Source organism: Xanthomonas sp. NCPPB 1132, assembly GCF_056629235.1.
In genome coordinates, this window is sequence record NZ_CM152819.1 from 4,606,553 (window position 1) to 4,620,406 (window position 13,854).

Consider the following 13,854-nt stretch of genomic DNA (forward strand, 5'->3'; position numbering starts at 1 on the left):
GCGGCATCCGCGCTGCGGGCTGCCGATGTCACCCAGTGGCCAGCCCGCGTAGGAGCGGCTTCAGCCGCGACCTGGGCGTGTCGGCAATGCCCCGTCGCGGCTGAAGCCGCTCCTTTGTTTTTCCCTTCTCCCCTCGGGAGAAGGTGCCTCGAAGGGGCGGATGAGGGTACGGATGGTGCACTAAGGTCCGGAGGCGGCGCTGCGCTCCCGGACCCTCACCCCAACCCCTCTCCCGGCGGGAGAGGGGCTTTGGCTACGGAAGCCGACGCATCCGCGCGACTGGCACATGGTTCCAGGCGAGGCAGCGCGTGCCAGCACCGGCGGCGATTGCCGGGAGGTGGTACACGCTGCGGTAGGGCTCAGTCCTATGCGGCCACCGGCAGCAGCCGCTGCCGCAGCAGCAGCGCGGCCAGGTCCAGGGTTTCGCCGGCCACGCGCATCACGCTGCCCATGTTGATGAAGCCGTGGATCATGCCGGGGTGGACGCGCACCAGGGTTTCCACGCCGGCTTCGCGCAGGCGCTGCGCGTAGTGCAGGCCTTCGTCGTGCAGCGCGTCGCGGTCGGCGAGCACCACCAGCGCCGGGGCGACGCCGGCAACGTCCGGCGCGACCACCGGCGAGATGCGCCAGTCCGACCCCAGCGACGGGTCGGGCAGGTACTGACGGTCGAAGAAGCGCATCGCCGCTTCGGTCAGCGGCGGGATGCCGGCGTTGTGCACGCGCGAGGGGAAGGGATTGTCCGCACGCAGGTTGGTCAGCGGATAGATCAGGATCTGGCAGCGCAGGGCGATGCCGGCATCGCGTGCGGCCAGCGCGGCGCTCGCCGCCAGGGCGCCGCCCATGCTGTCGCCGGCGATGGCCAGGCGCTGCGGATCGGCGCCGACCTCGCCCGGGTGCGCGGCCACCCAGTGCACCACCGCGATCACGTCCTCGATGCCGGCCGGCGCCGGATGTTCGGGCGCCAGCCGGTAGTCCACCGCCAGCACCTGGCAACCGGCGCGTGCGGCCAGTTGTCGGCACACGTCGTCGTGCGAATCGAGGTCGCCGACCACGCCACCGCCGCCGTGCGCGTAGAGGCAGGTCGGCGCCGGCCCCGTGTCGAGGCCGTGCGGGCGGTACAGGCGCAGCGGAATCGGGGCGACCGGGCCCGGTGCCTGCAGGTCGCGGACCTCGGCCATCTCCACGCGCGGGAAGCCGAACTGCGCGGCGACGCCACGCATCATCGCCCGCGCCTGGGGCAAGGGCAGTTCCTCCATCGGCGGCTGCCCGGACTGCTGGGCCTGGGCGAAGAAACGCACGACGTCTGGATCGAAATACATGGGTGGCCCTCCCGGGGCGGCTGCGCAAGCGGCGTCGGGCAAATTGTTATGTTCGATAACCATTTTCGCAAATAAGCGAACCTGGACGCCCGTGCGCGCTAGCGACGGATCAGCGACAGGCGGCCGATCGTCGCGGCGCGGATGCGCGTGCAACGCAGGCGTGGCGAGGCATTGCACGGCTTGGGCCACGCGCTAGCGGCGGGCGCACACGCGGTGCCGCCACATTGCGGCGCAGCATGGACTTGCGCGCTGCGTGGCGGAAGGCGGCTCAGTCGTCCTGCGCGTCGGCTTCGCGGCCCTGCTGGCGGATGATGGCCTCCTGCCGCGCGTCCTCGATCGAGGCGCGCACGGCGCGCACGTCGGCGCGACGGGTGTCGAAGGTGAAGCGGCCGCTGAGCACGCTGTCCGGGCGCAGCGTGCCCTTCTCGTACAGCGCCCACATCTCCTCGCCGTAGTGGGTGGCGTTGAGTTCGGGCGCGAAGCGGCCCAGGCAGTCGCGCAGGTTGTGCACGTCGCGCAGCAGCATGCTGCGGGCGGCGTTGTTGCCGGCGGCGCTCACCACCTGCGGGAAGTCGATCACCACCGGGCCGTCGGCACCGACCAGCACGTTGTATTCGGACAGGTCGCCATGCACCAGGCCCAGGCACAGCATTCTGACCACGTCGCCGACCAGTTGCGCGTGGAAGGCCTGCGCCTGCGCCGGCTCCAGTTCGACTTCGCTGAGCCGCGGCGCGCTCTGCCCATCGGCGTCGGTGACCAGGTCCATCAGCAGCACGCCGTGAAAGTAGCCGCGCGGTTGCGGCACGTGCACGCCGGCGTCCACCAGCTGGTACAGGGTGTTGGCCTCGGTGTCCTTCCACGCCGCTTCCTGCTCGCGGCGGCCGAACTTGCTGGCCTTGCCGATCGCCCGCGCCTGGCGGCTGCCGCGCACCTTGCGCCCTTCCTGGTACTGCACGCGCGCCTGGAAGCTGCGCTGCGCCATGTCCTTGTAGACCTTGGCGCAGAGCACGTCGTCGCCGGCCTGGACCACGTAGACCGCGGCCTCCTTGCCGCTCTTGAGCGGGCGCAGCACGCCGTCGATGACGCCATCGTCGATCAGCGGCTGCAGGCTCGGGGGAATCTTCATCGGGTGCGGCATACCTGGAGTGAGTCGCCGCGATTATGGCGCAAGCCTGGTGCGGTGCCGGGCACGCCGCCGCGGCGTCGAGGGTGGCGCCAACGCGCTGAAGCGGCGTCCGGCGCGGCCTGCGGCGTGTGCGACGAACGATCGGCGGCGCGGCGGCGTCCGGCATTTGTCTACGACGTCCGCCGAGATGCATCGCCGCGTTCAGCTATCGAGACGGTGGCGCAGGGCTGTCGTGTCGTGTGCGGCGAGGGCGCGCGCGAGGCGTTGCCTGGGTGGATGGTTGGGTAGGCGTTCGATTGCCCGTCGCGTCGGGACTGAAGTCCCTCCCACAGGAGCGCGTCGCACGTGGCGGGGCTTCTGGCCGCTCGGGCCTGCCTGGGCTCGCCTCAGGCAGGCCTCGATCACGGTTCAGGGCGCGGTAGCGGCCTGAGCCGGGGCCTGGGCGTCGGCGCCGCCGCCGAGCACCTGGTACAGGGTGACGCGGTTGCTGGCGTCCTGCAGGCGCAGTGCGATCAGCGCCTGTTGCGCTGCGAACAGCGAACGCTGCGCATCCAGCACCGGCAGGTGGCCGTCCAGGCCGGCGCGGTAGCGCGCGTCGGCCAGGGTGTAGCTGCGCTGGCTGGCGTCGACCAGAGCCTGCTGCGCGGTCAGCTGCGCCTGCAGGTGGTCGCGCGTGGCCAGGGCGTCGGCCACTTCGGCGAAGGCCGACTGGATCGCCTTCTCGTACTGCGCCACGGCGATGTCCTTGCCGAGCTTGGAGGCGTCCAGCGAGGCCTTCAGCGCGCCGGCGTGGAAGATCGGCGCGGTGATGCTGGGCACGAACGACCAGGTGCGGCTGCCGGCGGAGAACAGCGTGGACAACGCATCGCTGCTGCGCCCGGTGGATGCGGTGAGGCTCAGCGACGGGAAGAACGCCGCGCGCGCGGCGCCGATGTCGGCGTTGGCCGCCTGCAGGCTGTGCTCGGCGGCGAGCACGTCCGGCCGCTGCAGCAACACCGTCGAGGACAGGTGCGCCGGCAGCGGCGCCAGCGCCACGCTGTCCTGCATCGTCTGCGCGGTGGGCAGCAGCGCTGCGTCCACCGGCGCGCCGACCAGCAGTTGCAGCGCATCGCGCGCCTGCGCCAGTTGGGTGGCGGCGCTGGCGACGGCCACGCGCGCCGACTCCACGCTGGTCTGCTGCTGCGCCAGGTCCAGCCCGGACGCGCTGCCGATGCTGTGGCGGCGTTCGGTCAGCTGCAGGGTCTGCGCCTGGCTGTCCAGGGTCTGCTGCGCCAGCGCCAGTTGTGCCTGGTCGGCGCCAACGGTCAGCCACGCCGCGGCGACCTGGGCGACAAGGGTCAGGCGCACGTTGCGCTGGTTTTCCGCACTGGACAGCCAGTTCTGCAGCGCTTCCTGCTTGAGGCTGCGCAGTTGCCCGAACAGGTCCAGCTGCCAGCTACTGAGCCCGACCTGCAAGGTGTCGCTGGTGCTGACCTGGGAGACGCCGTCGTCGTTGCTGGCGGCACTGCTGCGGCCACGGCTCATGCTGGCGTTGGCGTCGAACGCCGGCAGCTGCGCGGCGCGCTGGAGGCGGTACTGCGCACGCGCCTTGTCGATGGACAGCACCGCCACGCGCAGGTCGCGGTTGTTCTGCAAGGCCAGCGCGATGGTCTGGCGCAGCCGCGGATCCAGGAACACCTGCTGCCAGTCCGGCATCGCCAGCGCGTCGGTGGCGGCGCCCGCGGCGGGCGCCGCATCGACCGCGGCCAGATCGGCCGGCACCGGCGCCGCCGGGCGCACGTAGGTCGGCGCCAGGGTGCAGCCGGACAGGGCCAGCAGCGTGGCCACCGCCACGCTCATGCGGGTCAACGCGCTCATGCCTGCGCCTCCGACTTGGCGATCGCCGGTCCGGGGAACAGGCGCCGCACGATCACGTAGAACAGCGGCACGAAGAACAGGCCCAGGGTGATCGAGGCCAGGGTGCCGCCGGTGACGCCGGTGCCCAGCGAGTGGCGCGCGGCCGAGCCGGCGCCCTTGCTGAACACCAGCGGCAGCACGCCGAGCAGGAACGCCAGCGAGGTCATCAGGATCGGCCGCAGGCGCATCTGCACCGCGTGCAGGGTGGCGGCCAGCAGGCTTTCGCCGCGGTGCTCGAGGTCGCGCGCGAACTCGACGATGAGGATGCCGTTCTTCGCCGCCAGGCCCACCGTGGTCAGCAGGCCGACCTGAAAGTACACATCGTTCTCCAGCCCGCGCAGGGTCATCAGCAGCACCGCGCCGAACACGCCCACCGGCACCGCCAGCATCACCGCGAACGGGATCGACCAGCTCTCGTACAGCGCCACCAGGCACAGGAACACGAACAGCAGCGAGATCGCGTACAGCGCCGGCGCCTGGTTGGCCGACAGCTTTTCCTGGTAGGCCATGTCCGACCACGCGTAGCCGAAGCCGTGCGGCAATTGCTTGCTGAGTTCGGCCATCGCGTCCATCGCCGCGCCGGAGCTGACCCCGGGCACCGCCTGGCCGGTCAGCTCCATCGCCGACACGCCGTTGTAGCGTTCCAGCGCGGCCGGTGCGCTGGTCCAGTGCGAGCGGGTGAACGCCGACATCGGCACCATGTCGCCGCCGCCGTTGCGCACCGTCCAGCGGTCCAGGTCCTGCGGCGCCATGCGTGCGTCGGCGTCGCCCTGCACGAACACCTTCTTGATGCGGCCCTTGTAGATGAAGTTGTTGACGAAGTCGCCGCCGAGCGCGCTGTTGAGCGTGGCGTTGATGTCGCCCGGGTCCACGCCCAGCGCCTGCGCCTTGGCATCGTCGATCTTGACCGCGTACACCGGCGCGTCTTCCAGGCTGGCGTAGCGCACGTTCATCAGCTTGGGATCGTGCTGGGCCAGGTGCAGCAGCTTGTCGCGCGCGGCGACCAGCGCGGCATGGCCGGCGCCTTCGTAGTCCATCAGTTCGAAGGTGAAACCGGAGGCGTCGCCGAGGCCGGTGATCGCCGGCGGCGAGGTCACGAACAATTCGGCGTCGGGCACGTCGGCCAGCGCCTTGTTCAGATGGTCGGCGATGGTCGCGGCATCGTCGTCGCGGTCGTCCCAGTCCTTCAGCCTCACGAAGGCCATGCCGACGTTCTGGCCGGCGCCGGTGACGCTGAAGCCGGCCGAGGACAGCACCGAGCGCACGCCCGGATCCTTCAGCGCGGCCTTGGTCAGCCGGTCGGTCACCGCCAGGGTCTGCTCCAGGGTGGAGCCGGCCGGCAGCTTGACCAGCACGTTGAGCATGCCTTCGTCCTCGTCGGGCAGGAACGCGCCGGGCAGGCGCCACAGCAGCAGGCCGGTGACCGCGATCAGCAGCGCATAGGCGACCAGGCCCAGCGCGCGCTTGCCCAGCACCCGCTCGACCAGCGTGCGGTAGCGCTCGGACAGATGCCGGAAGCGGGTGTTGAACCAGATGAAGAACCAGCCCAGGCGGCCGTGCGAGCCGATCGGCGCCTCGCCCTGGTGCAGCGGCTTGAGGATGGTCACGCACAGCGCCGGGGTCAGGGTCATCGCCACCAGCACCGACAGGATCATCGAGGCGGCGATGGTGATCGAGAACTGCCGGTAGATCACGCCGGTGACGCCGTTGAAAAAGGCCATCGGCACGAACACCGCGGTCAGCACCAGCACGATGCCGACCAGCGCACCGCCGATCTGCTGCATCGAGCGCAGCGTGGCTTCCTTCGGCGGCAGGCCTTCCTGGCCCATCACCCGCTCCACGTTCTCCACCACCACGATGGCGTCGTCGACCAGCAGGCCGATCGCCAGCACCATCGCGAACATGGTCAGGGTGTTGATCGAGTAGCCGAACGCGGCGAGCACGCCGAAGGTGCCCATCAGCACCACCGGCACGGCGATGGTCGGGATCAGCGTGGCGCGCCAGTTCTGCAGGAACAGGTACATCACCGCGACCACCAGCAGCACCGCCTCGATCAGGGTGATGACCACTTCCTTGATCGAGGTGGTGACGAACGGCGTGGTGCTGAAGGCGATGTGGTAGTTGAAGCCGTGCGGCCAGTACTGCTTGAGTTCCTGCAGGCGCTGGTCGATGGCCTTGGAGGTTTCCACCGCGTTGGCGTCGGAGTTGAGCTCGATGCCCAGCGAGGCCGAGGGCTTGCCGTTGAAGCGGGTGATGCTGTCGTAGGTCTCCGGGCCCAGGCCGATCCTGGCCACGTCCGAGAGGTGCACGGCCGCGCCGCTGGCATCGCTCTTGAGCACGATCGCGCCGAACTGCGCCGGGGTCTGCAGGCGGCTGCGGGTGGTCACCGTGGCGTCCAGGCGCTGCCCACGCAGCGCCGGCTGGCCGCCGATCTCGCCGGCCGACACGTCGGTGTTCTGCGACTGCAGCGCGTTCTCCACGTCCGAGGGCATCAGCGCGTACTTGCGCAGCTTCTCCGGGTCCAGCCAGATCCGCATGGCGTATTCCGAGCCCATCGGCTGGATGTTGCCGACGCCGCTGACGCGGCTGATCTGGTCGTCGATGTTCGATTCCATGTAGTTGGCGACATCGAAGTTGTCCATGCTGCCGTCGTCGGAGGTGAACGCCACCACCTCGAACAGCGAGCCGCTGGACTTGGTGATGACCAGGCCGTTCTGCTGCACCGCCTGCGGCAACACCGACATCACCGACTGCAACTGGTTCTGCACCTGCACCTGCGCGGTGTCGGCGTTGGTGCCGGTCTCGAACACCAGGTTGACCTGCGCGGTGCCGTCCGAGGCGCTGGTGGAGGTCATGTACAGCAGGTGGTCCAGGCTCTGCTGCGACTGCTCGATCAGCTGGGTGACGGTGTTTTCCACCGTCTGCGCCGAGGCGCCGGTGTAGCTGGCGCGCACGGTGATGGTGGGCGGCGCCATGTGCGGATAGCGTTCGACCGGCAGGCCATGGATGGCCAGCATGCCGATCAGGACGATGACGATGGCCATGACCCAGGCCACCACCGGGTGGTTGACGAAGAAGCGCGACATGCGGGAGTCCTCAGTCGGCCTGGGCGTCGTCGCCCGGCTGCGCCGGCGCGGCATCGAGCTGGGCGGCGGTGACCGGATACGGCTGCGCCGGCTTGCCGAGTTCGGCACGGCTGCCGTTGACCACGATCAGGCGCTCGCCCGGCTTGAGCCCGGACTCCACCAGCCAGTCATGGCCGATGGCCTCGCCGGTGCGGATGTGCCGCTCCACCACCTTGTCGTGCGCATCGAGCAGCTTCACCACCGGCTCGCCCTTGCTGTCGCGGGTCACTGCCTGCTGCGGCACCAGCACCGCGCCCTGGTCGGTGGCCATCGGCAGCACCGCGCGCAGGTACATGCCCGGCAGCAGCAGGTGCTCGGGGTTGGGCACCACCGCGCGCAGGGTGACGTTGCCGGTGCCGGCGTTGACCTGGGTGCCGACGAATTCGAGGGTGCCGGCATGCGGATAGGTGCTGCCGTCCTCCAGCCGCACCTGCACCTGCGCCTTGCCGTCGATGGCGTGGATCTGCCCGGCGTCGAGCTGGCGGCGCAGCGCCAGCATCTGCGTGCTGGACTGGGTGACGTCCAGGTAGATCGGATCCAGCCGCTGGATGGTGGTCAGCGCCGCGTCCTGCGCGGCGGTGAGCAGCGCGCCGACGGTGTAGGCGGAGGTGCCGATGGTGCCGGAGATCGGCGCGGTGATGCGGGTGTAGTCGAGGTTGATGCGCGCCGCCTGCAACGCCGCCTTGGCCGCGACCACCGCCGCCTCGTCCTGGCGCAGCGCGGACACCGCGTCGTCGGCGTCCTGCTTGCTGGCCGCGTCCATGTCGGTGAGGCTGCGGGTGCGCTCGGCCTTGGGCCGCGCGCTGGCCAGCGCCGCCTCGGCCTGCACCAGGTTGCCGCGGGCGATGTCGTAGGCGGCCTGGTACGGCGCCGGATCGATCACGTACAGCGCCTGCCCGGCCTTGACCTCCTGGCCCTCCTGGAACAGGCGCTGGCGCAGCAGCCCGCCGACCTGCGGGCGCACGTCGGCGGTCTCGTAGGCCACGGTGCGGCCGGCCAGGGTGCGCTCCACCGGCAGCGTGCGCGCGCCCAGGATCAGCACCCCCACCCGCGGCGGTGGCGCGGCCGCCGGCTTGTCGCCGGAGCAGCCTCCGGCCACGGCAATGGCCAGCAATACGGCACAGCGAACGGGACGACGAGGCGCCTGGAAGAGGTCGGACATGGGGAGTGCGGCTGGGAAGAAACGCGCAACGCTACTCCACGGATGTGTCGCATCGCACCATCCCTGTAACAGTGCGTTGTACGGGCTTCACCAAGGTCGGAGAAACGTCGGAAACCGGCACGCAGCGTCGCGTCGGCGGGCGTGGCCATTCGTTCTATTACCGAACACAAATGCGATAATCGCCCAACGTGGCGACGTCCTTTCCAGACGCGGCATGTCATCGTGCGCACGCCCGCCTTCGCCGCCCTCGTGGCCGACCGCGGACGCCGTGCGGCTCCCCTGCAGAGGATCGAAAACGTGCAAACCCAATCGGATGTGTCGGCCGGCGGCCGGATCGTGCTGTGGAGCGTCGGCCTGCTGCTGGCGCTGATCGGGCTGGCGCTGCTGGTCGGCGGCATCCGCCTGGCCACTCTCGGCGGCAGCCTCTACTTCCTGGCGATGGGCGCGGCCTGCGTGGTCTCGGCCGTGCTGCTGCTGCGCCGGCGTCCGGCCGGTGCGTGGCTGTACGCACTGGCCTTCGTTCTGAGCGTGGCCTGGGCGTACTGGGACGCCGGCCTGGCGTTCTGGCCGCTGGTGTCGCGGCTGATGATGCCGGCGGTGCTTGCGCTGCTGGTCGCCCTGGTCTACCCGAGCCTGCGCCGCGCCCGCGGCCTGCCCGGCGGCCGCGGCGCATACGCGCTGGCGGCGGTGCTGGCGCTGGCCTGCGCCGGCGGCCTGGCCGGCATTTTCGTGCCGCATCCGCCGGTGGCGGCCAGCGGCCCCGGCCCGGCACCGGTGCCGGTGACCCCGGCGCAGGCGCAGCGCGACTGGAGCCACTACGGCAACACCGCCGGCGGCAGCCGTTTCGCCGCGCTGGACCAGATCGGCCGCGGCAACGTCGACCAGTTGCAGGTGGCCTGGACCTACCGCACCGGCGACATCGCCGTCAGCGACGGCAACGGCGCCGAGGACCAGACCACCCCGCTGCAGATCGGCGAGACGCTGTACGTGTGCACCCCGCACAACAATGTCATCGCGCTGGACGCCAGCAGCGGCCGGCAGCTGTGGAAGCGCGAGATCAACGCGCAGTCCTCGGTCTGGCAGCGCTGCCGCGGCCTGGCCTACTTCGATGCCGACGCGGCGCTGGCCCAGCCCAGCGCCGCCAATGCCTCGCCGGTCGCGGCGGCGGTGCTGCCGGCCGGCGCCAACTGCCGGCGCCGCGTGCTGACCAACACCATCGACGCACGGCTGATCGCGCTGGATGCGGACACCGGCGCGTTCTGCAGCGGCTTCGGCCAGAACGGCCAGGTCGACCTGAAGGCCGGCCTCGGCGCCGCACCCGATCCGTTCTACCAGTTGACCTCGGCGCCGACCGTGGCCGGGACCACGGTGGTGGTGGGCGGCCGCGTCGCCGACAACGTGCAGGCCGACATGCCCGGCGGGGTGATCCGCGGCTTCGACGTGATCACCGGCGCGCAGCGCTGGGCCTTCGACCCGGGCAACCCGCAGGACACGCAGCCGCCGGCCGCGGGCAAGACCTACGTACGCAGCACGCCGAACGTGTGGGCGCCGATGTCCTACGACGCCGCGTCCAACACGGTGTTCCTGCCGATGGGCAGCCCGTCCACCGACCTGTACGGTGCCGAGCGCAGCGCGCTGGACCACCGCTTCGGCGCCTCGATCACCGCGCTGGATGCCAGCACCGGCCAGGTCAAGTGGGTCTACCAGACCGTGCACAACGATCTGTGGGACTTCGACCTGCCGATGCAGCCGAGCCTGATCGACTTCCCGATGGCCGACGGCCGCAAGGTGCCGGCGCTGATCATCGGCACCAAGGCCGGCCAGCTGTACGTGCTCGACCGCGCCACCGGCACGCCGCTGACCGAGGTCCGCGAGGTGCCGGTGAAGGCCGCCGACATCCCGCACGAACCGTATGCGCTGACCCAACCGCTGTCGGTGGGCATGCCGCAGATCGGCACCAAGCACCTGAGCGAGGCGGACGTGTGGGGCGCGACCCTGCTGGACCAGATGCTGTGCCGCATCGCCTTCAAGAAGATGCGCTACGAGGGCCTGTACACCGCGCCCGGCACCGATGTGTCGCTGAGCTTCCCCGGCTCGCTGGGTGGCATGAACTGGGGCGGGCTGTCGGTCGATCCGGTGCACGACGTGGTGTTCGCCAACGACATGCGCCTGGGCCTGTGGGTGCAGATGATTCCGCAGAAGGCCGAGAAGGCCGCCGCCTCCAGCGGCGGCGAGGCCGTCAACACCGGCATGGGCGCGGTGCCGCTGAAGGGCACGCCGTACGCGGTCAACAAGAACCGCTTCCTGTCGGCGCTGGGCATCCCCTGCCAGGCGCCGCCGTTCGGCACGCTCAGCGCGATCGACCTGAAGACCCGCCGCATCGCCTGGCAGGTGCCGGTGGGCACCGTGCAGGACACCGGCCCGCTCGGCTTCAAGATGCACCTGCCGATTCCGGTCGGCATGCCGACCCTGGGCGGCACCCTGGCCACGCAGAGCGGCCTGGTGTTCATCGCCGGCACCCAGGACTACTACCTGCGCGCGTTCGACAGCGGCACCGGCAAGGAACTGTGGAAGGCGCGGCTGCCGGTGGGCAGCCAGGGCGGGCCGATGACCTACGTGTCGACCAAGACCGGCAAGCAGTACATCGTGATCACCGCCGGCGGCGCGCGGCAGTCGCCGGACCGCGGCGACTACGTGATCGCCTACGCCTTGCCGAACGCCAAGTAGGAAAACGGCACGCCATTGCCACCTGCGTGCGGTGGCAATGGATGGACCCGCGTTCGTGAGACCTCACAGCGCCTCGACCGAGACGCCGCAGGTTGGCCGACACATGGGGGGTACGGCGCCGGGCACGGCGCCGATCGGGTGACGCAGGCCAGGCCGTGCCGCAAAGCGCGTTGTCCTCGAAGCCTAGACAGACCCGCGCCCGCGCCGCCCTGCCCTCACCGCGCCGGCTGCAGCCGCATCGTCAGCACCGCGGCAATGGCCACCAGCAGCGGCAACGCCAGCACGTAGTACAGATTGGCCGGCTGCCAGCCGGCGTCGACCAGCACGCCCACGGTCATCGGCGAGAGGATCGCGCCGACGCGGCCGATGCCGATCGCCCAGCCCAGGCCGGTGGTGCGCACGGTGGGCGCGAACACGATCGGCGCCACCGCATACAGGCCGGCCATCGAGCCGAACAGCGCCGCACCGATCACGAAGGCCACGGGGAAGGCCAGCTGCAACTGCGTGCCGAGCGTGGCGAATGCCGCCATGCCCAGTGCGGCGATCAGGAAGCTGGCTGCGGTCAGCCGCGGCAGCAGAAAACGTGCGGCCAGGCAGCCGAACAAGGCGCCGCCGACGATGCCGCCCAGGTTCAACAGCACCCCGCCGGTGACGCCCTGCTCGGCCGACAGCCCGGCTTGCACCAGCAGTTTCGGCGTCCAGCTCAGCACGAAATAGAAGGCGAACATGTGCATGAAGAAGCCCAACGCGATCAGCACACTGTTGCGGCGCAGGCGCGGGGTGAACAGCGCCGCGTAGCCGGCCTTCTCCTGCACCGGCGGGCGCGGCGGCAGGGCATCCAGGGTCGGTGCGCGCATGCGCGTCAGCAGCGCGTTGAGCCGCGCCAGCGCATCCGGCGGGCGCCGGCTGAGCAGGAAATCCAGCGATTCGGGCAGCAGCGCCAGCACCACCGGGATGCACAGCAGCGAGGCGAGTGCGCCGAACACGAAGGCCGCGTGCCAGCCCCAGCGTTCCAGCAGCATCGCGGCGATCAGCCCGCCCAGGGTGGCGCCGATGGGATAGCCGGTGGCCTGCAGCGCCACCGCGGTGCTGCGCCACTTCGGGCTCGCGTATTCGGCGGTGATCACGCCGACGCCGGCGAGCATGCCGCCGATGCCGATGCCGGTGAACACGCGCAGCGCGGCCAGTTGCCAGATGTCCTGCGCCAGCGCCGAGGCGGCCATGCCGACGGTCAGGATCGCCAGGCAGCACAGGATCATGTTGCGCCGGCCCCAGCGGTCGGCCAGCGGCGCCAACAGCAGCGAACCCAGCGCCATGCCCACCAGCCCGGCGCTGAGCGCGATCCCCAGCAGCTTGCCGGACAGGTGCCAGGCCGCCGACACGTGCGGGGCGATGAAGGCCATCACCATCACGTCGAAGCCGTCGAGCATGTTCAACAGCACGCAGACCGCGATGGCCGTCCACTGGAAACCGCTCATGCGGTCCAGGACGAGCGCGGTGGGCGGGGCGGCGGCATGGCTCATGGGGGTCACTCCTGCTGGAACGGCGAACGAGAACCGCGGCGACGCGGCGTCACTTGGCGGGCGCGGCCGCGTGCAGGGCGTCGAGCGCCTGGCGCAGGCGCGCCGCGTCGATCTGCCCCGGCGCCGAGGCGCTGCCGAGCATGCCGAAGGTCAGGCTCTGCCCGAAGGTGCCGCCGGACAGCCGCGACACCGCGCCCAGCGGCCCCATCGCCATGGTCAGCAGCGGCTGCCCGCTGCGCTGGCGCAGTTGCCAGGTGGCGTCGAGCAGGTGCAGCACGTCGCCGGGATCGCGCGGCATCACCGCGATCTTCAGCACATCGGCACCCAGAGCCTGCTGCCGCTGCAGCCGCGCCACGATCTCCGCCACCGGCGGGGTGGCGTGGAAGTCGTGGCTGGACATCACCACGTACACGCCCTGCCGGTGTGCGCGCTCGACCACCTGCCGCAGCACCGCCGGGTCACGGAACATCTCCACGTCGAGCAGGTCGGCGAAGCGCGCATCCAGCAGGCGCGCGTACAGCGCGCCGTAGGCGGCATCGTCGATCGCCACCGCGCCGCCCTCGCCCTTGGTGCGGAAGGTCAGCAGCAGCGGCTTGCCGTGCAGCGCCTGCGCCAGGCGTGGCCCCAGGGCCGCCAGCGCGGCCGCGTCGGTGGCCCCGTCCATCAGGTCGATGCGCCACTCGGCCAGGTCCGCATCGGGCGAGGCGGCGATGCGCTGCGCCTGCGCCAGCGCCTCCCCGGCGTCGTGCGCGGTGATCGGCACGATGATCTTGGGCAGGCCGGCGCCGATGTCGAGCCCGCGGATCTGCAGCACGCGCGGCGGTGGCAGCGGCGCGGCCGCGGACGACGCGGCGGGCGCCGCTGCCGCAGGCGGCGCAGGTGCGGCCCGCAGCGGCGATGCCAGCAGCAGGCCGGCGCAGCACAGGAAGGTCAGTCGTCGTGGCAACAGGGGCATCGGGATCGGCCTGGGCAGGAG

Annotated in this window: 8 protein-coding genes; 1 reads left to right on the forward strand and 7 read right to left on the reverse strand. The window is 70.9% G+C overall.

Features of this window, described 5'->3' with window-relative positions:
- Window positions 1-365: 365 nt before the first annotated feature.
- The 5 genes from AC1G9L_RS19775 to AC1G9L_RS19795 form a co-directional block, all read right to left on the reverse strand.
- Window positions 366-1,319: an alpha/beta hydrolase gene (locus AC1G9L_RS19775; protein WP_481069780.1), complete on the reverse strand. Its 954-nt coding sequence runs from the start codon at window positions 1,317-1,319 to the stop codon at window positions 366-368.
- A gap of 268 nt (window positions 1,320-1,587) precedes the next feature.
- The gene (locus AC1G9L_RS19780) at window positions 1,588-2,445 is read right to left on the reverse strand and encodes a PA4780 family RIO1-like protein kinase (protein ID WP_481069781.1); all 858 of its coding nucleotides are present in this window, start codon (window positions 2,443-2,445) and stop codon (window positions 1,588-1,590) included.
- Window positions 2,446-2,853: 408 nt separating this feature from the next.
- Window positions 2,854-4,302 carry an efflux transporter outer membrane subunit gene (locus AC1G9L_RS19785; protein WP_481069782.1) on the reverse strand — a complete coding sequence of 483 codons (1,449 nt, stop codon included), beginning with the start codon at window positions 4,300-4,302 and terminating at the stop codon, window positions 2,854-2,856.
- Complete coding sequence (locus AC1G9L_RS19790) at window positions 4,299-7,427, reverse strand: multidrug efflux RND transporter permease subunit (RefSeq protein WP_481069783.1); 3,129 nt, start codon at window positions 7,425-7,427, stop codon at window positions 4,299-4,301. Before AC1G9L_RS19790 ends, AC1G9L_RS19785 begins: the two co-directional genes overlap by 4 nt.
- 10 nt (window positions 7,428-7,437) lie before the next feature.
- Window positions 7,438-8,628 (reverse strand): efflux RND transporter periplasmic adaptor subunit, encoded by a 1,191-nt coding sequence (locus tag AC1G9L_RS19795; protein ID WP_481069784.1) that lies wholly within the window; start codon window positions 8,626-8,628, stop codon window positions 7,438-7,440.
- A gap of 297 nt (window positions 8,629-8,925) precedes the next feature.
- On the opposite strand from AC1G9L_RS19795, the gene AC1G9L_RS19800 reads away from it, so the two are divergent.
- Window positions 8,926-11,355 (forward strand): membrane-bound PQQ-dependent dehydrogenase, glucose/quinate/shikimate family, encoded by a 2,430-nt coding sequence (locus AC1G9L_RS19800; protein WP_481069785.1) that lies wholly within the window; start codon window positions 8,926-8,928, stop codon window positions 11,353-11,355.
- 215 nt (window positions 11,356-11,570) lie between these two features.
- Here AC1G9L_RS19800 and AC1G9L_RS19805 read toward each other — a convergent pair whose 3' ends face one another.
- Together AC1G9L_RS19805 and aroD are read right to left on the reverse strand one after the other, a co-directional pair.
- Window positions 11,571-12,878, reverse strand: a complete 1,308-nt coding sequence (locus AC1G9L_RS19805) for an MFS transporter (protein WP_019800864.1) — start codon at window positions 12,876-12,878, stop codon at window positions 11,571-11,573.
- Between the two features lie 49 nt (window positions 12,879-12,927).
- The gene (gene aroD, locus AC1G9L_RS19810; protein WP_481069786.1) at window positions 12,928-13,833 is read right to left on the reverse strand and encodes a type I 3-dehydroquinate dehydratase; all 906 of its coding nucleotides are present in this window, start codon (window positions 13,831-13,833) and stop codon (window positions 12,928-12,930) included.
- Window positions 13,834-13,854 lie beyond the last annotated feature (21 nt).

Coding starts and splice junctions, on each gene's coding strand:
- AC1G9L_RS19775 (WP_481069780.1), bottom strand. CDS start 1,319: ATGTATTTCGATCCAGACGTCGTGCGTTTCTTCGCCCAGGCCCAGCAG.
- AC1G9L_RS19780 (WP_481069781.1), bottom strand. CDS start 2,445: ATGAAGATTCCCCCGAGCCTGCAGCCGCTGATCGACGATGGCGTCATC.
- AC1G9L_RS19785 (WP_481069782.1), bottom strand. CDS start 4,302: ATGAGCGCGTTGACCCGCATGAGCGTGGCGGTGGCCACGCTGCTGGCC.
- AC1G9L_RS19790 (WP_481069783.1), bottom strand. CDS start 7,427: ATGTCGCGCTTCTTCGTCAACCACCCGGTGGTGGCCTGGGTCATGGCC.
- AC1G9L_RS19795 (WP_481069784.1), bottom strand. CDS start 8,628: ATGTCCGACCTCTTCCAGGCGCCTCGTCGTCCCGTTCGCTGTGCCGTA.
- AC1G9L_RS19805 (WP_019800864.1), bottom strand. CDS start 12,878: ATGAGCCATGCCGCCGCCCCGCCCACCGCGCTCGTCCTGGACCGCATG.
- aroD (WP_481069786.1), bottom strand. CDS start 13,833: ATGCCCCTGTTGCCACGACGACTGACCTTCCTGTGCTGCGCCGGCCTG.